The organism is Kribbella sp. NPDC055071 (genome assembly GCF_053608045.1).
Genome location: NZ_JBSGUS010000010.1, coordinates 53342 through 75090 on the forward strand (window position 1 = coordinate 53342; position 21749 = coordinate 75090).

Genomic DNA, 21749 nt, shown 5'->3' on the forward strand with positions numbered 1-21749 from the left:
CTGACGACATCTTGGCTTTAAATTCTGCAGGCGTGGATGTCTGTGGTGAGGATGGCACGTGCGCCTACTTCCCAGAGTTGGTCCATCAGTCGCTGCGCATCGGCCCGCTGAACCATCACCCGCACGGCGACCCAGCCCTGCCGGTGCAGCGGTGAGATCGTCGGCGACTCGAGGCCGGGCGCGACCGCGGTCGCCGCGTCGACGTCCTCGGCGCGGATGTCGTAGTCCATCATCACGTAGTTGCGCGCGATCAGGACACCTTCGAGCCGCCGGACCAGCTGGTGCATCCCGTTCGGCGGCGTCTCGACACCGTGCCGCTTGATCAGCACGGCCTCGGACTGGAGGATCGGCTCCCCGAACACCTCGAGCCCGGCCTGACGCAACGTCGTACCGGTCTCGACCACATCGGCGATCACGTCCGCGACGCCCAGCTGGACAGCGGACTCGACCGCGCCGTCGAGGCGGACCACGGCGGCCTCGATCCCGTTCTCGGCCAGGTGATCCTGCAGGACACCGGCGTACGACGTGGCGATGCGCTTGCCACCCAGGTCCTTCACGGAGTCGGCGACGCCCGGGCGTCCGGCGAAGCGGAAGGTGGACGAGCCGAACCCGAGGCCCATGATCACATCCGCGTCCGCGTGCGAGTCGAGCACGAGATCGCGGCCGGAGATGCCCACGTCGAGGGTGCCTTCGCCGACGTACACGGCGATGTCGCGCGGGCGGAGGTAGTAGAACTCGACCTCGTTGGCCGTGTCCGTGAGGGTGAGGTCCTTGGTGGTCCGGCGCTGTTTGTAGCCGGCCTCGGTGAGCATCTCGGTGGCGGCATCGCTCAGCGAGCCCTTGTTCGGTACTGCGACGCGCAGCATGGCAACTGCCCTTTCTGACGGTGAACCGGTGATCTGTGCGGCACTCCTACAGATGTCGGTACACGTCGTCGAGGTCCAGGCCGAGCGCGTGCATCATCACCTGGGCGTGGTAGAAGAGCTGCGACAGCTCCTCCGCGGCCCGGTCCTTGCCCTCGTACTCGGCGGCCATCCAGGACTCGGCGGCCTCCTCGACCAGCTTCTTGCCGATCGCGTGCACGCCGGCATCCAGCGCCGCCACGGTCCCGGATCCCTCCGGCCTTGTCGCCGCCTTCTCACCCAGCTCGGCAAACAGCTCCTCAAAACTCTTCATCGCCCGCCCAGCCTAGAGGGCCGCATCCACTCCCCGACCCTCAGGTCCGGATACTGGCGGCGGACGGATGGTTACGGCGTGAGCACTTTGTCCGCGATCCCGCGCGTCGAGCGGCTCACCACAGCGGCTCCGGCCACGATCCCGAAGGCCAGTACGGCGGCCGCCGTACGGATCACGTGAGCTACCTGCCAGCGGTCGCGGACGTCGGCCCAGTCCGGCGGCGGGCTCTGAACCGACCACGAGGACTGATCGCCGTTGATCGGCAGGTTGATCGCGAGCGTCGTCGCGAACACGATCACGAGGAGCGCGACGGCGACCAGTACCAGCAGCCGATCGTTGCCTCGGGCCCAGAACGCCGACGCCACCGTGAGGATGATTGCCGGGATCAACGTTGCCGAGGCCAACTTGTCCAGCGAGTCCAGTTCCACCAGCCGGACCTGCGTGTAGACCGAGGCTCCGAAGCCGCGCAACGAGTTCTCCAACACCAGTACACACAGGAGAAATCCGGCGAACAGCCCACTGAACAAGAGACTCCCGCCGCGGACGAGTCGCGGCATCAGTACGCCACCCCGACCGGCTGGTTGATCGTCGCCGAGTCGTCAAGGACCGCCAGCATCAGGTGTGCGACGTCGGCTCGACCGATCAGGTACCCGTGCGAGACCGTGCCGCCGACGTCGGTCCGGTACGTTCCGGTCAGCGCCTTGTTGGTGAGTTTCGGCGGGCGGACGATCGTCCAGGATGTGGTGCTGCTCATGATCTCCGCCTCCATGACCCGGAGGTCGTCGTACACCTCGCCCGCGAAGGCGTTGATCATCGGGTACACGATCCGACGGTTGAAGAAGCTCTCGTCGGCCGGCACCGGTCCGAGTGGTGCGGCACTGATCGCGACAAAGCGCCGTACGCCGGTTGCCGACATCGCCGCCACGATCGACCGCGTGCTGTCGGTCGCGACCGGACCGACCTTGCGCCCGCGCGCACCCACGCCCGAGATGACCGCGTCGCTTCCGTCCACCGCGTCCCGCAGTGGCTCACCCTCTTTCAGGCCCGGCACCCGGAACACCTCAAGCGACGGATGCTCCAGTTCGAACTCCGACGTCGTGCGAACCACCGCCGTCACCTTGTGCCCCGCCTCGAGGGCCTGCCGTACGACGTGACCACCGATCCCGCCCGTCGCCCCGAACACCGTGATTCTCATCCCGCACTCCTTGCGTTACCGTGAGACCTACTCTGTAACTCATATCGTACGGAACTCATAATATATGGAACAGACAGAAGAGAGTGACGCGCGCCACGCACAGCGCCTGCGTCGCCGGACCGGGAACGAGATCAAGGCCGCGCTGCGCGACCTGCGGATCCAGCTCGCCCTCCTGAACCATCAGGTCGGCGGCAAGCTCGCGCTGAAGGACGTGGACCTCGACTGCCTCGACGTCCTCGCGCGTAGCGGTCCGCTCACGCCGAGCGCCCTGGCCAGGCAGGCCGGGCTGCATCCCGCCACGCTGACCGGGATCCTCGACCGGTTGGAGCGTGCGGGATGGATCGTCCGCGACCGCGCCAACGCGGATCGCCGCAGCGTGACGATCCAGGTGCTGCCGGATCGGGGGATGGAGGTTTTTCGCCTGTACCAGCCGATGATCGGCGCGATGGACGACGTACTGGCGGAGTACAGCCCCTCAGAGCTGGAGCTGATCGCCGGCTTTCTGCGGCGCAGCACCGAGGCCGGGGTCCAGGCGAACGAGCAGCTGGGTCAGGAGTAGAGGTCGGACAGGGTGCGGCCGAGCGCAGCCAGCTCGTCCCGCAGCTCGGGCGGCTCCAGCACCTCCAGCGATCGGCCGAAGCGGCAGAGTGAGGCGGCCGCGTTGGCGACGGATTCGATCGGGATCCGCACCACGACGCTCCCGTCCGCGTCGGGCTCGGTCGCGGCCACTGCCTGCACAAGCGCTGGGTACGAGACGTCGTACATCTTGGTCGCCAGTCCGGGCGATACCCGGATCACGGCCTCGCCGGTGAAACGGATCTGGTCGAAGCCCTCCAGATGCTCCTGCCAGAACTGCTGCAGGTCGAACCTGGCCGCCCGCTCGAACTCCTCCTCGGTCGGGGTGAGCTCAAGGACGTTGGAGACCCGGTAGGTCCGCATCCCGCCCGGCGTCGCGGCGACGACGTACCAGGCGCCGTTCTTCAGCACGAGCGCGTACGGTTCGAGCACGCGCTCGACCTCGCGGGGGGCCTCCCACCGGCGATAGCGCACCTTGATCCGTCGGTCGTGCAGCACGGCATCGGCGACGGCGGAGAGATGCGGTGAGGCCTCGGCATCCTGGTACCAGGCTGGGAGATCGAGGTGGAAGCGGTTCTTCATCCGGCCGGCGCGGTCCCGCTGGTCCGGCGCGAGCGCTGCGAGCAGCTTCAGCTCCGCTGCGCTCGTCTCCGCAGTCAGTCCGAGCGCGGCGGCGGCACCAGGCATCCCGACCAGGAACAGCGCGGCCGCTTCCTGCTCGGTGAGTCCGGTCAACTTGGTCCGGTAGCCCTCCACCAGCCGATAACCACCGGCCCGGCCCTGATCGGCGTACACCGGAACGCCGGCCGCGGCGAGCGCCTCCACGTCGCGGTAGATCGTCCGCAGCGACACGTCGAGCTCGTCGGCAAGCTCGCGCGCGGTCAACTGCCGCCGCGTTTGCAGCAGCAGCAGGATCGACAGCAGGCGACTCGAACGCATGTCTTTCAGGTTAGCCGTGAACACTGCCATGGACTGTCAGGTATTGCCGCCACGCTGGCGGCATGACGACATGGACCAAGGTGACCGGCGACTTCGACTTCCTGAACGGGTACTTCGACGTACGGCACCGCACCCTGAAACAAGCCTTCGCCGGATCCGACGAGTGGCAGGAGTACGACGGAACCACGACCGCGCACACGTACTTCGACGGCGCGATCAGCATCGACGAGATGCGCTTCCCGACCAAGGGCTCGTACGGGCTGTCGGTCCGGCTCTTCGACCCGCGCTCGCAGGAGTGGAACATCTGGTGGGTCGACAGCCGAACGATGCGGTTGTACCCGCCGGTCCGCGGCGGCTGGTCAGCCGACGGCTCTCACTGCCGGCTGGTTGGTGAAGACGAGCACGAGGGTCGGCCGATTCTGTGCAGCTACGAGTGGTCCGACATCACCGACACGACCGCGCACTGGGAACAGGCCTACTCCGACGACGGAGGTCTGACCTGGGAGACCAACTGGACCATGGACTTCACCCGGCGCGCCACTCCCCCGCCGGCGCTGGACCTCCCGAAACTCACCGACGACTTCGACTTCCTCGTCGGCCGCTGGGACATGCACAACGAACGCCGCAAGCCGGTACTGGGCGAGCCCGCCGAGTGGCGCGAATTCCAGTCCGAAATGGAAGTCACGACGTACTTCGACGGCGCCATCAGCTTCGACGAGGGCTGGTTCCCGACCGAAGGCTTCCGCGGCGCGACCTTCCGCATCTACAACCCCGACACGAAAACCTGGTCCATCCACTGGATCAACAGCCTCCGCGGCGAGTTGGAAGACCCAGTCATCGGCTCCTTCACACCAGACGGCACCGGCACCTTCGAAGCCCCCGACACCCTCGACGGCCAACCCATAGACGTCCGCTTCCGCTGGACCCCCGGCACCGACAAAGCCTCCTGGCAACAATCCTTCTCCACCGACAAAGGCCAAACCTGGACCCCCAACTGGACAATGCACCACACCCGGATCGGCTGAAGAGTGCCTGGTGGGCTCGGTGCGTATATGCGGCCAGTCGGTGGTCGGCGTGTCAGGAGTGCAACGATCCACTGGATGCGAGGGGATCCGTGCTGACGAGGACCAGACACCGAGTGAGCGGATCTCCAGGCCATCACAATCCACGGTTCCGGTGGAGGTCAGGCGTGGGTCGCCTGCTGAATGACGATTGTGATGGCCTGGAGATCCGGGTGCAGCTGATTTGAACGCTCAGCTGACGAGCCCGGTTCGTCGACCAGCCAGCTGGTCCGCGACCCTCCACACGGTCGTCCGTTCAACCACCACTGGCTGCCACCCTGGTCCACCAGCAGGCAGGCGACATTCGCGCGGACACCCTCCGGGGTCTGCGGACAAGCCATAACCTGGCCGCAGACCCGACAAGGTGACCGCGCCACCCGCGACCCACCTGTTCTGACAGTCGGCAGCCCCGCCTTCGCCGGCGATAGCCGGAACCCGGGCGCGAGCCCGCCGCGCGCCGGCGGCAGCCGGCAGGTCTGCCGGCGATCAGCCGGAGGGTGGGCGCGTGGGGAGGATGTTCTTACAGTTGGCGGATTGCCGCCAGCGTGGACAACGCGGCTTGGGTGGCTTCGTAGCCTTTGTCTTCTCGGCTGTCGGGGAGGCCGGCTCGGTCGAGGGCCTGGGGGTCGTTGTCGCAGGTGAGTACGCCGAAGCCGACCGGGATACCGGTGGTGACGCCGACCTGCATGAGGCCTTCCGTGGTGGCTTGGCAGACGTATTCGAAGTGGGGTGTGTCGCCGCGGATCACTACGCCCAGCGCGACGACGGCGTCGTACCCGCCGCGAGCGGCGTGCAGGGACGCGACGGGGAGTTCGAAGGATCCGGGGACGCGGATCACGGTGTAGTCGGTGATGGCGGAGTCGTCGAGCGCGCGGATCGCGCCGGCGACCAGGGCGTCGGTGACTTTCGGGTGCCATTGGGCCGCGACGATCGCCACCCGAGCGCCGTCGACGCGCGGGACCTCGATGGTTGGTGCTCCACTCCCGGACATCAGCCGGCTCCGTTCTCTTCCGTGAGTACTCCGCCCGGTAGGTGGTGGCCCATCCGGTCGCGCTTGGTTCGCAGGTAGCGCAGGTTGTGCTCGGTCGGGTCGATCGAGATGCTGCGGCGTTCGACGACGTCGATGCCGTAGCCCTGGACCCCAGCCAGCTTGTCGGGGTTGTTGGTCAGCAACCGCACCTCCTTCACGCCCAGATCCGCCAGGATCTGCGCGCCGGTGCCGTAGTCACGCGCGTCCGCGGGCAGTCCGAGGTCCAGGTTCGCGTCGACCGTGTCCCGGCCCGCGTCCTGCAGCTCGTATGCCTGCAGCTTGTGCAGCAGCCCGATGCCACGACCCTCGTGACCGCGCAGGTACACGACGACTCCGCCCTCAGCCGCCACCTGCCGCATCGCCTCGTCGAGCTGCGGGCCGCAATCACACCGCAGCGACCCGAAGACATCCCCGGTCAAGCACTCGGAATGCAACCGCACCAAGACCGGCCCGTCGTCCAGCGAACCGCGCACCAACGCCAACTGCTCCGACCCGTCCACGGTGTTTCGGTAGCCGTAGGCAACGAAATCGCCGAACCGGGTCGGCAACGTGGTCGTCGCGACCCGCTTGATCTGAGATTCGGTACGACGCCGGTACCGGATCAGATCGTCGATCGACACCAGCACCAACCCGTGCTCGTCAGCGAACGCCCGCAACTGCGGCCCACGCTTCATCGTGCCGTCGTCGTTGACGAGCTCCGAGATCACCGCCGTGGGGTTGAGCCCCGCCAGCCGTGCCAAATCGATCGACGCCTCGGTGTGCCCGGGCCGAACCAGTACGCCGCCCTCACGCCCACGCAACGGGAACACGTGCCCCGGCTGCACCAGGTCGTACGGCTCCGAGGCGGAATCCGAGAGCACCCGGATCGTCCGGGTCCGGTCGGCCGCCGAGATCCCGGTGGTGATGTTGTCGCGGGCATCGACCGAGATCGTGTACGCCGTACGCATCCGCTCCCGGTTGTGCGGGGTCATCAGCGGGATCCCGAGCCGGTCGAGCTCGGCGCCTTCCATCGGTACGCAGACCACGCCCGAGCTGTACCGGATCAGGAACGCCAACAGCTCCGGCGTCGCCTTCGAGGCCGCGAAGACCAGGTCGCCCTCGTTCTCGCGGTCCTCGTCGTCGACGACGATCACCGGACGTCCGGCCCGGATCTCGTCGATCGCGTGCTCGATCGTGTCGAGCTTCAGAATCTCAGCCATCTCTGTCATCTCAGCCCACCACCACTGCCTCGGGCGGTGCGACCCGCTCACGGTTCTGGATCTTCCACCACGACGCGAAGCCGATCACGCAGAACAACCCGTAGATGACGTACATCGTCGCGGACGGGTAGAACTTCGCCTGCACGAGCAGCGGTACGCCGACCACGTCGACAGCCACCCAGATCAGCCAGAACTCGACGAAGCCGCGCGCCATCCCGTAAGTCGCCAGGATCGAGCCGGTCAGGATCCACGCGTCCCACTGCGGGCCCCACGAGCCGAGCTCGCGGAGAACGACGTACGCGATCGCGTAGAGGATCACACCGATGCCGAGCAGTTCGAGCCGCTCCCGCAGGGTCGCCCAGCGCGGTTGGACCGCGTTGCCGGCGCCGTGGTGACGGGTCTGGTACCAGCGGTACCACCCGTAGAGGCTGATCAGCGCGAAGAACACCTGGCGGCCGGCCTGGCCCCAGAGGTCCTTGTCCTGCGGGGTGTCGAAGATCCCGCCGATGAAGACGGTGAACAGCAATACGTTGCCGACGATGCCGACCGGCCAGGCCGCGACGAGCCGGCGCATGCCGAACAGCGCGCTGGCCAGACCGAAGACGTTGCCGACGATCTCACGGACGAGAACCGGCGAGCCGGCGATCGTCACCTGCGCATGCAACAGCCAGTCGACCGGGTTCATTGAGTGCCTCCAGCAAGCAGTCGGTCCACGTACTTGGCGATGACGTCGACCTCGAGGTTCACCGTGTCGCCGACCTTGTTCTGGCCGAGGAGGGTGAGCTCGAGGGTGGTAGGAATCAGGCTGACGCCGAAGGTCCCGGTCGCGTCGTCCACCGAGGTGACGGTCAGCGAGACGCCGTCGATCGCGATCGAGCCCTTCTCGGCGACGTACTTGAGGATCTCCGGCGCGGCGGCGACCCGGACGTCCTCCCAGTGGACGGACGGCGTACGGCTCGCGATCGTGCCGACCCCGTCGACGTGCCCCTGAACGATGTGCCCGCCGAGGCGCTCGTGCGCGGCGACGGCGCGTTCGAGGTTGACCCGCGATCCCTTGGTCGCCTGGCCGAGCGACGTGCGCTGCAGCGTCTCACGCATCACGTCGGCGGTGAACGTGCCGGCGCCGGTGTCGACCACGGTCAGGCAACAGCCGTTGACCGAGATCGAGTCGCCGTGGCCGGCGTCCTCGGTCACCTTCGGCCCGCGGATGGTGAGCCGGGCGGCGTCGCCTTCGAGGAGGTCGAAGGCCTCGACGGTGCCGAGCTCCTCGACGATTCCGGTGAACATTTCAGTGGGTCCTTTGCGGTTCGAGCGGCGTCAGGATCAGCCGGACGTCGTCGCCGAGGCGAGTGACGTCCGTGAGCTTGAACCTCCGCAGGTGGTCGATCGATTCCGCGCCCAGGTCACCGATCGCCGAGTACCCGGAGCCGAGGACGGCCGGGGCGACATAGGCGACGATCTGATCGACCAGGCCGGCGCGGAGGAATGCGGCGGCCAGCGTCGGCCCGCCTTCGAGCCAGAGGTGCCGGATCTGCCGGTCGTCCAACTGCCGGAGCACCTCGGCGGGATCGTGGGTCGGGAGCAACAACGTCTCGGCGCGGTCGTTGCGGACGCGCGCGGTCGGCGGGATCTCGCGGTCGCCGACGACGACGCGCAGCGGCTGCCGGGCGGCCGGTACGTCGTTCTCGTCGCGGACCGTGAGCTCTGGGTCGTCGACGAGGACGGTCTGGGTGCCGACGACGATCGCGTCACACTCGGCGCGATGCCGATGGACGTCCGCGCGGGCGATCGGACCGGTGATCCACTTGCTGGTCCGGTCCGGCGCCGCGCTGCGCCCGTCCAGAGTGGTGGCGAACTTCCACGTCACGAACGGTCGACCCATTCGGACGCTGTGCAACCAGACGTGGTTCACGGCCTCGGCTTCGTCGTACAGCACGCCCTGCTCGACCTGGATGCTCTTGTTCTTGAGCTTCTCGGCACCGCCGGCGGCCTGGTTGTTCGGGTCGGGTACGGCGTAGACCACGCGGGCGACCCCGGCCTCGATCAGCGCGTCGGCGCACGGTCCGGTCCGGCCGGTGTGATTACAGGGCTCCAGCGTGACGTACGCCGTACCGCCGCGGGCTCGTGGTCCCGCCATCCGGAGCGCCTCGACCTCGGCATGGGGGCCACCGGCCACAGCGTGGAATCCCTCGCCGACCGGCTGCCCGTCGGCGCTGGTGACGACACAGCCGACCACCGGATTCGGATGGGTGCTGCCCACCCCTCGGGCGGCCAACTCGATCGCACGTCGCATCCACGCGATGTCGATCGGTGAAGCGTTGCTCACCGCGCCAGTCGCTGCGCCGGACATTTGGCCCCTCGTCGTCGTCTCGGACGCACTCCGGGGCTCGTTCCAACCAGCGTTCACGCTCTGCCGCCCTCACGGGGTCGCCTCAGCAGCGACGTCCGGACACCAGAGCACACCCGCCGGCCGCGTGCGCCTCCCATCCGGACTTTCACCGTCGGTCCTGGAATTCCACCAGGTCAACCGACCGCCAAACCGCAGCGGCCGGGTCGCGGACTGTCACCGCCGGCTCGGAATTACACCGACCCCGGAGCACGCGAGTGGGTTCCACTCGTGTCTCAAGTATGCCCTCCCTTGCAACCCCCGCCGCGAGCTAGGTCACATCGTGGATCAGCGGAGTGCCGGCCGAGCGGTCAGTCCGCCAGACCGAGGGCCGCGGCGAGGCCGGAGTTGATTCCACGCATCGCGGCCGGAGACAGCCCGCCGATCACCGCGCCGATCTCGTCCTGATAGAGCTCGACGATGTCGTCACACACCGCGCGACCGACGAAATCCTCCGGATGAACCAGCTCGACGATGCTGGGGATTGTCGGTTTGCTCGTCGTTGTCAGCCGGACCGCGAGCACCTGCTGGAGGCTCTGGTTGCGCCGATTGTTGGAGACGACAACGAACAACTTCGGCTCGTCGAGGCCGATGTCGGCGCGCACGATCTGACCGCGCTGCACAGGCCAGGTCACTCGTAGGCACCCATCACTCGTCGGCACCCATCACTCGTCGGCCCAGGACGGACGACGGCGTCGCGCGACCGCCCGGCGATCCTCCGACGTGACCTCGGCGGCGATGCGGGCATACCCGTCAGCTTCCACCAGATCGGCGACCGCTTTGAGGCCGGCCTCAACCACCGCCTGCAGGACCATCGCCTCGCTGGTGGACTCGGTCACCCGGACCTGGGCAAGTCGGGACAGCGCCGCTCGATGCGCTCCGGACCCACGCAGCACGGCGAGGTCGCGCAGATCGCGATCTGACAGCGGCAAGGACTTCCTCGTTGCCCGCACTCGATCAACAGCATCCATGCGGTTCATTCTGCAGCATCTGGCGAGTCAGATCAAGCTGCAGCAGTTGCTGCACATAGTGCAGCAACTGCGTGGATATAGCACAGGTCAGGTGGACATTGACCGCGGTCTCAGGAGGTGGCTGTGGGGAATGAGGCGGCCGGTGGGGAGGTTGGCTTGCGGGGCAGGGCGAGTGCCCTGCGGGTCGAGTAGTGACGATGAGGAGAGTGTTGTGCGCGGGTTCAGCGCCTTGCGGCGAGTGGTTGGGGTTGCGGCGGCGGTCACGCTGGCGGTGTCGATGGTTGCCTGTGGCAGCGATCAGGATTCGGCGGCGGACGGTCCGGATCTTGGCCTGATCAAGGCCGGGACGTTGCGGATCGGGACGCTCACCGACGCGCCGCCGAACGTGTACGTGAAGGACGGCAAGTTCACCGGGTTCGACAACGACCTGATCACCGCGGTCGCGGCGAAGCTGAACCTCAAGCCGGAATTCGTCGGCACCGACTTCTCGGCGCTGTTGTCGCAGGTGAACGGCGGGCAGTACGACCTCGGCAGCTCCTCGATCACGGTCACCGAGGCGCGCAAGAAGACGGTTGCCTTCAGCAATGGGTACGACTTCGGCTACCTCGGGCTGAACACGACCAAGGACTCCGGCATCACGTCGTTCGACCAACTCGAGGGCAAGCGCGTCGTCGTGGTCCAGGGCACGGTCCAGGACGACTACGCCACCGGCAAGAACCTCAACCCGGTCCGCGTGCCGAACTACAACGCCGCCCTCGGCCAGCTCAAGGCCGGTACGGCGGACGCCTGGGTCTCCCCCGCTGAGATCGGCGAGAAGATGGCCAAGGAGCAGGGCGGCGGCACGGTGATCCTGGCTGCCAAGGAGCTGAGCGACGCACCGATGGCGTTCGCGGTGGCCAAGAGCAACGACAAGCTGCGGGACGCGGTGAACAAGGCGCTGGACGAGGTGATTGCCGACGGCACCTGGACCAAGCTGGTCGAGCAGTACTACCCGGGTCGCGCCGTACCGGCGAACTTCAAGCCTGGCAGCGGGTCTGTGAAGTTCACCGCCCCCAAGGCCTGAGCATGGACGTCTGGTCCACGCTGAACGACACCTTCCTCGACTGGGGGTCGATGAAGGACGTCCTGCCGGAGATGCTCAAGGTGGGACTGGTCAACACCCTGATTCTGGCGGCCGCCTCGGTCGTGCTGGGCACTGTGCTCGGCATGATCGTGGCGGTCCTCGCCCTGTCCTCAAAACGATGGCTGCGGTGGCCGGCGAAGGTCTACACCGACATCTTCCGCGGCCTCCCCGCCATCCTGACGATCCTGCTGATCGGCCAGGGCCTGTCCCCGATCACCCGGCACTGGTGGGGCCCGAATCCGTACCCGCTCGGCATCCTCGCGCTCTCGCTGATCGCGGCCGCCTACATCGGCGAGATCTTCCGTTCGGGCATCCAGAGTGTCGAGAAGGGGCAACTGGAAGCGGCCCGAGCGCTCGGGTTCAGCTATCCGGACGGCATGCGGCTGGTCGTCATCCCGCAGGGGGTACGACGGGTGCTGCCGGCGCTGGTGAATCAGTTCATCGCGCTGGTGAAGGAGTCGAGCCTGGTCTACTTCCTCGGCCTGCTCGCCAGTCAGCGTGAACTGTTCCGGATCGGGCAGGACGCGGCCGCGACCAACGGCAACCTGTCGCCGCTGCTGCTCGCGGGCGTCTTCTACCTGGTGATCACGGTCCCGCTGACCCACCTGGTGAACTACATCGACAAGCGTCTGCGTGAGGGCCGTCCGGCCCGCGAGGACGTCGTACTGGAGGAGCCGGTGTATGCCGACCATCGTTGACGCCGCCAGCCTCGAGATCAGCGGAGTGGAAGTCGCGTTCGGCGCGAACAAGGTCCTGCGCGGCGTGGATCTCGCCGTACCGGCCGGGCGGACGGCCTGCGTCATCGGGCCGTCGGGGTCCGGGAAGTCGACGTTGCTGCGGGCAATCAACCGTCTGATCGAGCCCGACGCCGGTGACGTCCGGTTGGCCGGTGAGTCGGTGCTGTCGGGGAATCCGGACGTGCTGCGGCGACGGATCGGGATGGTGTTCCAGCACTTCAATCTCTTCCCGCACAAGTCCGTCGTCGAGAACATCACGCTTCCGCTGCGCAAGCTGAAAAAGCTCGACGCCGACGAAGCGCGGACCCAGGCGCTGGCCCAGTTGGAGCTTGTCGGCCTCGGCCAGAAGGCGGACGCGCGGCCGGGCACCCTGTCCGGTGGACAGCAGCAGCGCGTCGCGATCGCGCGGGCGCTCGCGATGAAGCCCGAGGTGATGCTGTTCGACGAGGCGACGTCGGCGCTCGACCCCGAGCTCGTGAAGGGTGTGCTCGGGTTGATGGCGGAGCTCGCGCAGTCGGGCATGACGATGGTCGTGGTCACGCACGAGATGGGGTTCGCACGCGAGGTCGCGGATCAGGTCGCGTTCATGGATCAGGGCGTCGTGGTGGAGTCCGGCGTACCGGAGCAGGTCTTCACGGCGGCGGAATCGCCGCGACTGCGCCAGTTCCTGTCCCAGGTCCTCTGAGACGGGTGACGTCCGGTATCCGTAGTAGTTGACCCGGAAGCGGCGTGGGGGGCCGGCTTTTGCGGGCCAGGCGCTGAGGGTGGGGGCGTGAGGTAGTGAGGCCACCCACCGCCCTGGGGGACGTATGGATGTTCGCTTGACGCGCTCCGGCAACAGGATCATCGGACTGGCCATAATGATGGTGGTCAGCGCCGTGATCGGCACTGTCGTGGTCGCGGCCGCTCGCACGCCCGGCCAACCGACTCCGCCGAGCCCCGCGCCCACTGCGGCCGCGACGCCCACCCAGACTCCGCTTCCGGCCAAGTACGTCGTGCTGACGTTCGACGACGGCCCGGATCCGGCGTACACGCCGAAGGTCCTCGACATCCTCGCCAAGTACGGCGCCAAGGCCACGTTCTTCGAGATCGGCAAGAACGTCCAGAAGCATCCGGAGCTGAGCAAACGCATCCACGCGGCCGGTCACAGCGTGGAGAACCACACCTGGACGCATTCCGACCTCCGCAAGCTCTCCGCGGCCGTATTCCGGCAGGAGGTCTCGTCGACGGATCAGGCGATCCGGTCTGCGATCGGGAGTACGCCGACCTGCCTGCGTCCGCCGTACGGCGGGGTGAATGCGACCGTCCGTCAGCGGGCCAGGGCGCTGGGTAAGGACCTGGTGGTGTGGACGATCGACTCGCGTGACTGGACCAAACCGGGGACGGCGGCGATCGTGAAGCGCGTGATGACCGGAGTACATAGCGGGTCGGTCATTCTGATGCATGACGGCGGCGGGAACCGCAGTCAGACCGTCGCTGCGCTGCCGACGATCCTGAAAGCCTTGAAGGCACAGGGGTATGGCTTCCGCACCCTGAGCTGCTAGGACATCGAGGCGACGAGCGGTACGACGTCGGCGATCGACTCGACGATGCGGGTCGGGCGGTAGGGGAAGCGGTCGACCTCGTGCTCGCCGGTGGAGCCCGACAGGACGAGCACGCTGCGCAGGCCGGCTTCGAGCCCGCTGATGATGTCGGTGTCCATCCGGTCGCCGATCATCACGGTCGTCTCGGAGTGGGCCTCGATCCGGTTCAGCGCGCTGCGCATCATCAGCGGGTTCGGCTTGCCGACGAAGTACGGCGCGACGCCCGTCGCGCGGGTGATCAGCGCGGCCACCGAACCCGTCGCGGGCAGCGGCCCCTCCTGGGACGGGCCGGTCGGGTCCGGGTTCGTCGCGAGGAACCGCGCGCCGTCCGTGATCAGGCGGATCGCCTTCGTGATCGCCTCGAACGAGTACGTGCGGGTCTCACCGAGGACGACGTAGTCCGGCGCGCGCTCGGTCAGCACGTACCCGATCTCGTGCAGCGCGGTGGTCAGACCCGCCTCGCCGATCACGTACGCCGTACCACCCGGACGCTGGTCGTCGAGGAACTGCGCCGTGGCCAGCGCACTGGTCCAGATCGCGTCCTCGGGAATGTCGATGCCCGCGGCAAGCAGCCGCGCCCGCAGGTCCCGCGGCGTGAAGATCGAGTTGTTGGTGAGGACGAGGAACTTCTTCCCCGACGCCTGCAAGGACGCGATGAAGTCGCTGGCCCCGGGGATCGCGCGCTCTTCGTGCACCAGCACGCCGTCCATGTCGGTCAGCCAGCTCTCCACCGGCTTGTGCTCGCTCACCGTGCCATCGTAGGCGCCCGGCCGCCCGATCAGGTGAGGGCCGCGCTAGTGAGCGGTCGCCTGCTCGGCGAGATCGCGTAGCTGGTCGACCATCGCGTTCGGGTCGTCGGCGGCGTAGACGGCCGAGCCGGCCACGAAGACGTCGGCGCCCGCGTCGGCGCAGCGCTCGATGGTGTCGGCCGAGACGCCGCCGTCGATCTCGATCCAGAGCTCGAGGCCGTGCTTGTCCAGGAGCTCGCGAGTGCGGCGGATCTTCGGGACGCAGACGTCGAGGAACTTCTGTCCGCCGAACCCGGGCTCGACGGTCATGATCAGGATCATGTCGAGCTCGGACAGCATGTCCTCGTACGGCTCGATCGGTGTCGCGGGCTTGAGCGCCATCGCGGCCCGGGCGCCCTTCGCGCGGATCTCGCGGGCGGTCCGGATCGGTGCCTTGCAGGCCTCGACGTGGAACGTGACGCTGGACGCGCCGGCCTCGACGTACCCGGGCGCCCAACGGTCCGGATCCTCGATCATCAGGTGACAGTCGAGCGGGGTGTCGGTCGCCTTCGCCAGCGATTCGACCACGGGCATGCCGAGCGTGAGGTTCGGGACGAAGTGGTTGTCCATCACGTCGATGTGCAGCCAGTCGGCGTTCGACACGGCGGCCGCCTCCTCCGCCAGCCGCGAGAAGTCGGCGGACAGCATGCTCGGCGCGATCTGTATGCCCATACCGTCAATCTACCGATGCCGTCGCGCGTCACGATCAGGTGGTGAGCCTGCGGAAGTCAGCCAGGTGAATGCTTCGTCGGGGGACTCGGCGACGGATGGGCCGGCGGGGAGTGGCGGGCGGCGGATGAGAACGACCGGTCGGTACAGCTCGCGGGCGGCGGTGAGCTTGGCGGAGGTGGCCGGGCCGCCGCTGTCTTTGGTGACCAGGACGTCGATCGCGTGGTGACGCATCAGGTCCAGCTCGCCGGCGACGTCGTACGGGCCTCGCGCCAGGAGCAGCGTGCACCAGGTCGGGCGGGGTTCGGGTGGGTCGACACAGCGGGCGAGGGTCCAGACGCCGGTGCCGGCGAAGGTGTCCAGACCTTGTCGCCCGATGGTGAGGAGGGCTCGAGAGCCCAATGTAGGCAGGAGTTCGGCGGCAGCCTCCGCGGAGTCGACCCAGTGCCAGTCGTCGCCCGGTCCGGCGGCCCAGCCGGGGCGTCGGAGGATGAGCAGCGGTACGCCGACCTCCCGCGCAGCCGCGACCGCGTGATCGGTCATCGTGGCGGCGAACGGGTGCGTCGCGTCGATCACCGCATCAACCCGATGCAACCGAAGCCAATCAGACAATCCGTCAGCCCCGCCGAACCCTCCCACCCGAACCTCGCCGACCGGCAGCCGCGCGTCGGTGGTGCGTCCCGCCAGTGAGGACACCAGATCGTGGCCCGACGCGACCAGAAGCTCCGCAAGCTCGCGCGCTTCCCCGGTACCACCTAGGAGCAGAACCTTCATCGGGCCCGGGTGGTCGAGTAGAGGTGACTGTCACGGAAGGTCGTTGCCGAGAGCACCTTTCCGACGATGATGACGGCGGTACGACGGATGCCGGCGACGCGGACCTGGTCGGCGATGTCGGCCAGGGTTCCGCGGATGATCAGCTCGTCCTCGCGGGAGGCTCGGGCGACGACGGCGACCGGACAGTCGTCGCCGTACGCCGGAGTGAGCTCGGCGACCACGCGGTCGAGCTGCTGGACGGCGAGATGGAGTACGAGGGTCGCCCGGCTCGCACCGAGGGTCGCGAGGTCCTCACCCGCCGGCATCGCGCTGGCCCGGCCGCTGATGCGGGTGAGGATGACCGTCTGACCGACCTCGGGCACGGTCAGCTCTCGGTTCAGGCTGGCGGCGGCTGCTGCGTAGGCCGGTACACCGGGGGTTACGTCGTACGGGATGTCGAGAGCGTCGAGGCGGCGCATCTGCTCGGCCATGGCGCTGAAGACGGACGGGTCGCCGGAGTGCAGGCGGGCGACGTCGAGACCGTTGGTGTGGGCGGCGGAGAGTTCGGCGATGATCTGGTCGAGGTTGAGCTCGGCGGTGTCGACCTTGCGGGCGCCCGGCGGGCAGTGGTCGAGGAGTTCGAGCGGGACGAGCGCACCGGCGTACAGACACACGGGTGCGGCCGCGATGAGGTCCCGGCCCCGGACGGTGATCAGATCCGCGGCACCCGGGCCGGCCCCGATGAAGTGCACGGTCACTTGGTGACGCTCCAGATCGTCACGGGCATTGCGGGCCGCCAGCCGGTCATCGTCCCGATCGCCGACGCACGCTGGACGTCCAACCGGATCAGGTCTCCACCGTGGACGCCGTACCACTGAGCGATGAGCGCCTCGGTCTCCAGCGTGACGCCGTTGACCACCAGGCGGCCGCCGGGCCGGAGCGCGTTCCAGCAGGTCTCGAACATGCCGGCCGCAGTGGCTCCCCCGCCGATGAAGATCGCATCCGGCTCGACCAGTCCGTGCAGTGCGGAGGGTGCTCCGCCGAGTACGACGTCCACCGAGGCGCCGAGCTGGGCTGCGTTCCGTTCGAGGCGCTTGGCGCGATCTGGGTCCCGTTCGATCGCGATCGCTCGGCAGGTCGGGTGGTGGCGGGACCACTCGATCGCGATGCTGCCTGCGCCGCCGCCGATGTCCCACAGCAGCTGACCGGGCACTGGCGCGAGCCGGGACAGCGTGACCGCTCGTACCTCGCGCTTGGTCAGCTGTCCGTCGTTCTCGTACGCCTCATCCGGCAGACCGGGCGTGGTGGGCAACAGAACCGCGTCTGGGTCGGGCTGGCACGATACGGCGATCACGTTGAGCGCGTCGACGTCGTACGACCACTCCGAGGCCGGTGTGGTCCGAACACGCTCGGCAGGACCGCCGAGCTGTTCGAGGACCGTCAGAGCGCTCGAGCCGTACCCGCGCGCGGTGAGGAGCGCCGCGACCTCGGCAGGTGTGTGTGCGCCCCAGCTGAGGATGAGTAACTGCCTTCCGGGCTGGACGTGCGGGTGAACTCGTTCCACCGGGTGCCCGACCAGGCTCACCACCTGCACCTCGTCCTGCCGCCATCCCAGCCGCGCACAAGCCATCGACACGCTCGACGGATGCGGGATGACGCGTACGGCGTCCGCCCCCAACATCCGGGTCAGCGTGGTGCCGATCCCGTGGAACGTCGGGTCCCCGCTCGCCAGCACACAGATCCGCTGCCCCGAGTACTCCGCCAACAACCCGGGCAACGCTTCGGACAACGGCGAAGGCCAAGCAACCCGAACCACCTCGGACCCGGGGAGCGGACCACCTGGGAGGAGAGCTAGTTGCCGGGTGCTCCCCAAGACGACTTCCGCCGCCTCGACCGCACCACGAGCAGCAGGCGAGAGCCCATCCCACCCATCGGCCCCAACCCCAACGACCGTCACCCCGCGCTCAGCCGGCATTGCCGAGGGCCCTGGTGATGGTGATTTCGATGACGACGCGTTGTGGGTTAGGCCGTGGTTCGCGGTATCGCTTGGCGTAGCGCCTGACCGCCTCCTCGACTCGCGCCGGGTCGTCACTCACGACGGCACGCCCTTCGAGCGTGCTCCACCGCCGCCCGTCCACCTGAGTTACCGCGACCGCCGCCGTACCGAGCCGCCGGATCGTGCGCGCCTTGTACGACGTCCCCGAGCAGATCACCCGGACGATCCCCGCCTCGATGTCCAGCGTCGCGCCCACCGGTGTCGCGTGCACGGTCCCATCCGCCCGGACCGTGCTCAGCACACACAGATGCCGCTCATCCCAGAATCCCGCCAGCCGCTCACTCACCACCCAGTGATCGTAGACAAGACGGCCCGCCCGGCATGGTGCCGGGCGGGCCTGGACGCCGAACCCCTCAGATCAGCGCCCCTCTGTTAAGAGCTCTTGGGATCAGCCGATGTCACGCCGACGGAAGGTTGCGAATCCGGCCAGGGTCAGGGCGGCAGCTATCGCCGTCAGCCAGATGACTGGGCCGGCCGAGAAGTCGGCGCCTGGCAACCGCGGGGTGTGACCGTAGGGGCTGAGGTTGATGAGCCACTGCGGGAGGTTGAAGACCGCGCCGAACTGGCCGACGAGCAGGAACGCGCCGTACAAGGCCCATCCGCCGGTGACCAGCCTGGGAGCGAAGCCGAAGAGGACGACGACCAGTGCAGTGACCAGCCAGATCGCAGGGAGCTGTACGGCGGCAGCGGCCAGCATCCGGGGGATCTGGCGGCCCATGTTGCCCAGTGATGCACCACTGGAGACCCCAGAACCCAGTCCAGCAATAAGAACCAGCACACCGGTACCCAAGAGCGCCATCACCACGTGACTGGCCAACCACTGACTCCGGGTAACACCTGTGGCGAGCAGAGGCTCGGCCCGGAGCGCTGTCTCCTCCGAGCGCAGCCGGAGCGCCGCCTGGATCCCGAACGCCGTCGCGAGCAGGCCAATCACGCCCATCTCGGTCGCAAGGAACGCATCCGTGATCCCCTCGACCCCACCGAGCTTCTGAATCATTTCGCGAGCGCTGTCGCTGCTCAGGAACCCATCCACGTTGCTGGCGATGTTCCCAACCAGCAGCCCGAGCAGGAGGAAGGCGAAACCCCAGCCATACAAGGAGCCTCGGTGCAGTCGCCAGGCCAGCGCCAACGGTGACCGTAGTGACGCGGACGCCCTGGCCGGTCCCGGACGTGGCCGCACCAGACCCGCACCGACGTCACGTCGCCGGATCAACGCGAGCGCCGCGACAACCATCAGTGCCAAGAACACCAGCGGAACGAGGAGGACGACGAACCGGTTACCGGCGTACGCGCGGACCTGTTGCGACCAACCGATCGGTGACAACCATGAGACCCACTGAGAGCTGCCGTCCGACGACGAGTCGCCGACTGCCCGCAGTACGTACGCGACACCCAGAACGACCGCACTGATGCCGTTCGCCGTCCGTGCGCTCTCGGTGATCTGCGCTGCCACCGCACCGACACCCGCAAAGGCCAGACCGGCCCCAGCCCACATCAGTCCGAACGCGAACGACCCTCTGGCCGGCAGATCGCTCCCGATCAGAGCCAGTGCGGTCAACAGGCCGAGCAGTACGACGGTTGCACCCGACACGATCAGTGCAGCGGTCACAGCGGCGTACCGGCCGAGCACACCGGCGCTCAGCAACTCCAGACGACCGGTCTCCTCCTCAGTCCGGGTGTGCCGGACCACGAGGAACGCAGCTAGCAGTCCGACCAGCAGTGCGCCGAACGCGGTGAACTTGAACAGCGAGACCTCCCCGAGCGAGGTCTCGTCGAAGATGCGGCCGTACAGGGATACGAGGGCAGGCGAGGCATTCGACGTCCGCGCGGCCTCCGCCAGCGCCTTGGGATCGGAGTAGAGATCGATCGACGCCTTGGCCGAGCCCGCCGCCGCAATCACGAAGACGAGGATCCACACCGGAATCAGAAGCCGGTCCCGGCGCAGCGCGAGCCGCACCAGGGTCCCGGTACCGACGAAGTCGTTCATCGTCCGGCCGCCACAGGCTCATCGGTCGCTGCGTCATCTTCGTAGTGCCGCAAGAACAGCTCTTCCAGCGTCGGCGGTTGCGCCACCAGACTCTTGATCCCACTCGCGGACAGTTGCCGCATCACCGCATCGAGCTGGGCGGTGTCCACCTCGCACCTGATCCGGTTGCCCTCGATCTCGAGGGAGTGGATGCCGGGGAGCTGCGCAAGACCGTTCGGGGATGCGGTCAGCTCGGCGTGGATCGACGTACGGGTGAGATGGCGTAGGTCGGACAGCGTGCCGGTCTCGACCACCTTGCCGCGGCGGATGATGCTGATCCGGTCGCACAGCGCCTCGACCTCGGACAGGATGTGGCTCGACAGCAGCACGGTCCGGTCGCGTTGCCGATCCTCCTCGATGACCTGGCGGAACACCTCTTCCATCAGCGGATCCAGACCGGACGTCGGCTCGTCCAGGATCAGCAACTCCACGTCGGAAGCCAGCGCCGCGACCAGGGCAACCTTCTGCCGGTTGCCCTTCGAGTACGTCCGGCCCTTCTTGGTCGGATCGAGGTCGAAGCGCCGGAGCAGGTCGTCGCGCTTCTTCTCGTCCAGGCCGCCGCGGAGCCGGCCGAGCAGGTCGATCACCTCGCCGCCGGTCAGGTTCGGCCACAGGTTGACGTCGCCGGGGACGTAGGCGAGCCGTCGGTGTAGATTCGCCGCGTCGTGCCACGGGTCGCCGCCGAGCAGCGAGACGTCGCCCGCGTCACCGCGCAGCAGACCCAGCAGGACCCGGATGGTGGTGGACTTCCCAGCGCCGTTCGGCCCCAGGAATCCGTGCACCTCGCCGGTCGCGACCTCCAGGTCGAGACCGTCGAGAGCGTGCGTGCTTCCGTACGACTTGTGTAGTCCGGAGACCACGATGGCTGAAGTCATGTTTCATAACGTACACTGCGTTCAGAAGATTGTGAATCTTCCTAACACTTTGTTCATGGGTCAGGTTTTCGGATCACCGAGAGGGGATGATGGGGCGGTGAGTGCACAGCGAGATGACGACGCCGTGAAGCGGTACACCGAACAGTTCGGAAACCTGCTGGCCGACACAGGCTGGCCACGGATGGCCGGACGGGTGTTCGCCGCGATCCTGTCCAGCGAACACGGGCGGATGACGTCGGCCGAGCTGTCCGACCAGCTGCAGGCGAGTCCGGCGGCCGTCTCCGGCGCGGTCAACTACCTCCTGAATCTGCGCCTCGCCACCCGCGAGCGCGAGCCCGGCACCCGCCGCGACGTCTACGTCGTCCAGGACGACGCCTGGTACCAGACCATGATGACCGAGGACGCATCCCTGCTCCGCTGGTCCGAGTCACTCCACAAGGTCCTCGACGCGTCCGGCGACGGCACCCCCGCCCATCGCCGGGTCCGCATCACCCTGGCCTTCGTCGACTTCATCAGCGGCGAGGTCAAGGGCCTCAGCGAACGCTGGATCAAACGCAAAGCCGAGCTCGACGCCGAGCTGGAAGCCGGCGGCTACAGCTCGTAGAC

At 67.7% G+C, this 21749-nt stretch carries 27 protein-coding genes and 1 riboswitch; of the genes, 7 read left to right on the forward strand and 20 right to left on the reverse strand.

The window, feature by feature from the left end:
• Positions 1–17: 17 nt before the first annotated feature.
• The 4 genes from hisG to ACWF4Z_RS18090 form a co-directional block, all read right to left on the reverse strand.
• The gene (gene hisG / locus ACWF4Z_RS18075; RefSeq protein ID WP_452244203.1) at positions 18–866 is read right to left on the reverse strand and encodes an ATP phosphoribosyltransferase; all 849 of its coding nucleotides are present in this window, start codon (positions 864–866) and stop codon (positions 18–20) included.
• 46 nt (positions 867–912) lie between these two features.
• Entirely contained in the window at positions 913–1176 is a 264-nt protein-coding gene (locus ACWF4Z_RS18080) for a phosphoribosyl-ATP diphosphatase (RefSeq protein ID WP_452244204.1), read from the reverse strand.
• Between the two features lie 71 nt (positions 1177–1247).
• Entirely contained in the window at positions 1248–1733 is a 486-nt protein-coding gene (locus ACWF4Z_RS18085; protein WP_452244205.1) for an anthrone oxygenase family protein, read from the reverse strand.
• On the reverse strand, positions 1733–2371 hold the full coding sequence (locus ACWF4Z_RS18090) for an NAD(P)-dependent oxidoreductase (protein ID WP_452244206.1): 639 nt from the start codon (positions 2369–2371) through the stop codon (positions 1733–1735). The genes ACWF4Z_RS18085 and ACWF4Z_RS18090 overlap by 1 nt, the downstream gene beginning before the upstream one ends.
• 64 nt (positions 2372–2435) lie before the next feature.
• Between ACWF4Z_RS18090 and ACWF4Z_RS18095 the strand changes: the two genes are divergently transcribed.
• Positions 2436–2930, forward strand: coding sequence for a MarR family transcriptional regulator (locus ACWF4Z_RS18095; protein ID WP_452244207.1), 495 nt, complete (start codon positions 2436–2438; stop codon positions 2928–2930).
• Here the strand turns inward: ACWF4Z_RS18095 and ACWF4Z_RS18100 are convergent.
• Positions 2921–3886: a helix-turn-helix transcriptional regulator gene (locus ACWF4Z_RS18100; RefSeq protein ID WP_452244208.1), complete on the reverse strand. Its 966-nt coding sequence runs from the start codon at positions 3884–3886 to the stop codon at positions 2921–2923. The two genes, ACWF4Z_RS18095 and ACWF4Z_RS18100, sit on opposite strands and share 10 nt — an antisense overlap.
• Before the next feature lie 62 nt (positions 3887–3948).
• Here ACWF4Z_RS18100 and ACWF4Z_RS18105 point away from each other — a divergent pair, with 62 nt between their 5' ends.
• Complete coding sequence (locus ACWF4Z_RS18105) at positions 3949–4911, forward strand: hypothetical protein (protein ID WP_452244209.1); 963 nt, start codon at positions 3949–3951, stop codon at positions 4909–4911.
• 556 nt (positions 4912–5467) lie between these two features.
• On the opposite strand, the gene ribH is transcribed toward ACWF4Z_RS18105, so the two are convergent.
• The 7 genes from ribH to ACWF4Z_RS18140 all read right to left on the reverse strand — a co-directional run bounded on the left by ribH (position 5468) and on the right by ACWF4Z_RS18140 (position 10533).
• Positions 5468–5938, reverse strand: a complete 471-nt coding sequence (ribH, locus tag ACWF4Z_RS18110) for a 6,7-dimethyl-8-ribityllumazine synthase (protein ID WP_452244210.1) — start codon at positions 5936–5938, stop codon at positions 5468–5470.
• Positions 5938–7176, reverse strand: a complete 1239-nt coding sequence (locus ACWF4Z_RS18115) for a bifunctional 3,4-dihydroxy-2-butanone-4-phosphate synthase/GTP cyclohydrolase II (RefSeq protein ID WP_452244211.1) — start codon at positions 7174–7176, stop codon at positions 5938–5940. The genes ribH and ACWF4Z_RS18115 overlap by 1 nt, the downstream gene beginning before the upstream one ends.
• A gap of 10 nt (positions 7177–7186) precedes the next feature.
• The gene (pnuC, locus tag ACWF4Z_RS18120; protein ID WP_452244212.1) at positions 7187–7861 is read right to left on the reverse strand and encodes a nicotinamide riboside transporter PnuC; all 675 of its coding nucleotides are present in this window, start codon (positions 7859–7861) and stop codon (positions 7187–7189) included.
• Entirely contained in the window at positions 7858–8463 is a 606-nt protein-coding gene (locus ACWF4Z_RS18125) for a riboflavin synthase (RefSeq protein ID WP_452244213.1), read from the reverse strand. Before ACWF4Z_RS18125 ends, pnuC begins: the two co-directional genes overlap by 4 nt.
• A 1-nt stretch (position 8464) precedes the next feature.
• Positions 8465–9502 carry a bifunctional diaminohydroxyphosphoribosylaminopyrimidine deaminase/5-amino-6-(5-phosphoribosylamino)uracil reductase RibD gene (gene ribD, locus ACWF4Z_RS18130; protein ID WP_452244214.1) on the reverse strand — a complete coding sequence of 346 codons (1038 nt, stop codon included), beginning with the start codon at positions 9500–9502 and terminating at the stop codon, positions 8465–8467.
• A gap of 145 nt (positions 9503–9647) precedes the next feature.
• Positions 9648–9779: riboswitch (FMN riboswitch) on the reverse strand.
• A 94-nt stretch (positions 9780–9873) separates the two neighbouring features.
• The gene (locus ACWF4Z_RS18135; protein ID WP_452244215.1) at positions 9874–10197 is read right to left on the reverse strand and encodes a type II toxin-antitoxin system PemK/MazF family toxin; all 324 of its coding nucleotides are present in this window, start codon (positions 10195–10197) and stop codon (positions 9874–9876) included.
• A gap of 30 nt (positions 10198–10227) precedes the next feature.
• Positions 10228–10533, reverse strand: a complete 306-nt coding sequence (locus tag ACWF4Z_RS18140) for a hypothetical protein (RefSeq protein ID WP_452244216.1) — start codon at positions 10531–10533, stop codon at positions 10228–10230.
• Between the two features lie 211 nt (positions 10534–10744).
• Between ACWF4Z_RS18140 and ACWF4Z_RS18145 the strand changes: the two genes are divergently transcribed.
• From ACWF4Z_RS18145 to ACWF4Z_RS18160, 4 genes are all read left to right on the forward strand, one after another.
• Positions 10745–11596 carry a substrate-binding periplasmic protein gene (locus ACWF4Z_RS18145; protein ID WP_452244217.1) on the forward strand — a complete coding sequence of 284 codons (852 nt, stop codon included), beginning with the start codon at positions 10745–10747 and terminating at the stop codon, positions 11594–11596.
• Between the two features lie 2 nt (positions 11597–11598).
• Positions 11599–12354, forward strand: a complete 756-nt coding sequence (locus ACWF4Z_RS18150) for an amino acid ABC transporter permease (RefSeq protein WP_452244218.1) — start codon at positions 11599–11601, stop codon at positions 12352–12354.
• Positions 12338–13078 (forward strand): amino acid ABC transporter ATP-binding protein, encoded by a 741-nt coding sequence (locus tag ACWF4Z_RS18155; RefSeq protein ID WP_452244219.1) that lies wholly within the window; start codon positions 12338–12340, stop codon positions 13076–13078. Before ACWF4Z_RS18150 ends, ACWF4Z_RS18155 begins: the two co-directional genes overlap by 17 nt.
• A 124-nt stretch (positions 13079–13202) precedes the next feature.
• On the forward strand, positions 13203–13937 hold the full coding sequence (locus tag ACWF4Z_RS18160; protein WP_452244220.1) for a polysaccharide deacetylase family protein: 735 nt from the start codon (positions 13203–13205) through the stop codon (positions 13935–13937).
• Here the strand turns inward: ACWF4Z_RS18160 and ACWF4Z_RS18165 are convergent.
• The 8 genes from ACWF4Z_RS18165 to ACWF4Z_RS18200 all read right to left on the reverse strand — a co-directional run bounded on the left by ACWF4Z_RS18165 (position 13934) and on the right by ACWF4Z_RS18200 (position 21143).
• A complete protein-coding gene (locus tag ACWF4Z_RS18165; RefSeq protein WP_452244407.1) occupies positions 13934–14686 on the reverse strand; it encodes an HAD-IIA family hydrolase in 753 nt (250 codons plus the stop codon). The two genes, ACWF4Z_RS18160 and ACWF4Z_RS18165, sit on opposite strands and share 4 nt — an antisense overlap.
• Positions 14687–14770: 84 nt before the next feature.
• Entirely contained in the window at positions 14771–15436 is a 666-nt protein-coding gene (rpe, locus tag ACWF4Z_RS18170) for a ribulose-phosphate 3-epimerase (RefSeq protein ID WP_452244221.1), read from the reverse strand.
• A gap of 9 nt (positions 15437–15445) precedes the next feature.
• Positions 15446–16207: a cobalt-precorrin-6A reductase gene (locus tag ACWF4Z_RS18175; protein WP_452244222.1), complete on the reverse strand. Its 762-nt coding sequence runs from the start codon at positions 16205–16207 to the stop codon at positions 15446–15448.
• Positions 16204–16944: a precorrin-4 C(11)-methyltransferase gene (gene cobM / locus ACWF4Z_RS18180; RefSeq protein WP_452244223.1), complete on the reverse strand. Its 741-nt coding sequence runs from the start codon at positions 16942–16944 to the stop codon at positions 16204–16206. Before cobM ends, ACWF4Z_RS18175 begins: the two co-directional genes overlap by 4 nt.
• The gene (gene cbiE, locus ACWF4Z_RS18185; protein WP_452244224.1) at positions 16941–18161 is read right to left on the reverse strand and encodes a precorrin-6y C5,15-methyltransferase (decarboxylating) subunit CbiE; all 1221 of its coding nucleotides are present in this window, start codon (positions 18159–18161) and stop codon (positions 16941–16943) included. The genes cobM and cbiE overlap by 4 nt, the downstream gene beginning before the upstream one ends.
• Positions 18151–18528, reverse strand: a complete 378-nt coding sequence (locus tag ACWF4Z_RS18190; protein ID WP_452244225.1) for a pyridoxamine 5'-phosphate oxidase family protein — start codon at positions 18526–18528, stop codon at positions 18151–18153. The genes cbiE and ACWF4Z_RS18190 overlap by 11 nt, the downstream gene beginning before the upstream one ends.
• A 102-nt stretch (positions 18529–18630) precedes the next feature.
• Positions 18631–20229 (reverse strand): ABC transporter permease, encoded by a 1599-nt coding sequence (locus ACWF4Z_RS18195; RefSeq protein ID WP_452244226.1) that lies wholly within the window; start codon positions 20227–20229, stop codon positions 18631–18633.
• On the reverse strand, positions 20226–21143 hold the full coding sequence (locus tag ACWF4Z_RS18200; RefSeq protein WP_452244227.1) for an ABC transporter ATP-binding protein: 918 nt from the start codon (positions 21141–21143) through the stop codon (positions 20226–20228). The genes ACWF4Z_RS18195 and ACWF4Z_RS18200 overlap by 4 nt, the downstream gene beginning before the upstream one ends.
• A 97-nt stretch (positions 21144–21240) precedes the next feature.
• On the opposite strand from ACWF4Z_RS18200, the gene ACWF4Z_RS18205 reads away from it, so the two are divergent.
• Positions 21241–21747 carry a GbsR/MarR family transcriptional regulator gene (locus ACWF4Z_RS18205; protein WP_452244228.1) on the forward strand — a complete coding sequence of 169 codons (507 nt, stop codon included), beginning with the start codon at positions 21241–21243 and terminating at the stop codon, positions 21745–21747.
• Positions 21748–21749: the final 2 nt, after the last annotated feature.

Excerpts from the sequence above, each read along its gene's own strand:
- ribH (WP_452244210.1), bottom strand. The coding sequence starts at position 5,938 with ATGTCCGGGAGTGGAGCACCAACCATCGAGGTCCCGCGCGTCGACGGC.
- ACWF4Z_RS18080 (WP_452244204.1), bottom strand. The coding sequence starts at position 1,176 with ATGAAGAGTTTTGAGGAGCTGTTTGCCGAGCTGGGTGAGAAGGCGGCG.
- ACWF4Z_RS18095 (WP_452244207.1), top strand. The coding sequence starts at position 2,436 with ATGGAACAGACAGAAGAGAGTGACGCGCGCCACGCACAGCGCCTGCGT.
- ACWF4Z_RS18105 (WP_452244209.1), top strand. The coding sequence starts at position 3,949 with ATGACGACATGGACCAAGGTGACCGGCGACTTCGACTTCCTGAACGGG.
- ACWF4Z_RS18100 (WP_452244208.1), bottom strand. The coding sequence starts at position 3,886 with ATGCGTTCGAGTCGCCTGCTGTCGATCCTGCTGCTGCTGCAAACGCGG.
- cbiE (WP_452244224.1), bottom strand. The coding sequence starts at position 18,161 with ATGCCGGCTGAGCGCGGGGTGACGGTCGTTGGGGTTGGGGCCGATGGG.
- ACWF4Z_RS18140 (WP_452244216.1), bottom strand. The coding sequence starts at position 10,533 with ATGGATGCTGTTGATCGAGTGCGGGCAACGAGGAAGTCCTTGCCGCTG.
- ACWF4Z_RS18155 (WP_452244219.1), top strand. The coding sequence starts at position 12,338 with ATGCCGACCATCGTTGACGCCGCCAGCCTCGAGATCAGCGGAGTGGAA.
- ACWF4Z_RS18090 (WP_452244206.1), bottom strand. The coding sequence starts at position 2,371 with ATGAGAATCACGGTGTTCGGGGCGACGGGCGGGATCGGTGGTCACGTC.
- ACWF4Z_RS18175 (WP_452244222.1), bottom strand. The coding sequence starts at position 16,207 with ATGAAGGTTCTGCTCCTAGGTGGTACCGGGGAAGCGCGCGAGCTTGCG.
- ACWF4Z_RS18165 (WP_452244407.1), bottom strand. The coding sequence starts at position 14,686 with ATGGACGGCGTGCTGGTGCACGAAGAGCGCGCGATCCCCGGGGCCAGC.
- rpe (WP_452244221.1), bottom strand. The coding sequence starts at position 15,436 with ATGGGCATACAGATCGCGCCGAGCATGCTGTCCGCCGACTTCTCGCGG.
- ACWF4Z_RS18160 (WP_452244220.1), top strand. The coding sequence starts at position 13,203 with ATGGATGTTCGCTTGACGCGCTCCGGCAACAGGATCATCGGACTGGCC.
- ACWF4Z_RS18200 (WP_452244227.1), bottom strand. The coding sequence starts at position 21,143 with ATGACTTCAGCCATCGTGGTCTCCGGACTACACAAGTCGTACGGAAGC.
- ACWF4Z_RS18150 (WP_452244218.1), top strand. The coding sequence starts at position 11,599 with ATGGACGTCTGGTCCACGCTGAACGACACCTTCCTCGACTGGGGGTCG.
- ACWF4Z_RS18195 (WP_452244226.1), bottom strand. The coding sequence starts at position 20,229 with ATGAACGACTTCGTCGGTACCGGGACCCTGGTGCGGCTCGCGCTGCGC.
- ACWF4Z_RS18115 (WP_452244211.1), bottom strand. The coding sequence starts at position 7,176 with ATGGCTGAGATTCTGAAGCTCGACACGATCGAGCACGCGATCGACGAG.
- hisG (WP_452244203.1), bottom strand. The coding sequence starts at position 866 with ATGCTGCGCGTCGCAGTACCGAACAAGGGCTCGCTGAGCGATGCCGCC.
- ACWF4Z_RS18085 (WP_452244205.1), bottom strand. The coding sequence starts at position 1,733 with ATGCCGCGACTCGTCCGCGGCGGGAGTCTCTTGTTCAGTGGGCTGTTC.
- ACWF4Z_RS18125 (WP_452244213.1), bottom strand. The coding sequence starts at position 8,463 with ATGTTCACCGGAATCGTCGAGGAGCTCGGCACCGTCGAGGCCTTCGAC.
- pnuC (WP_452244212.1), bottom strand. The coding sequence starts at position 7,861 with ATGAACCCGGTCGACTGGCTGTTGCATGCGCAGGTGACGATCGCCGGC.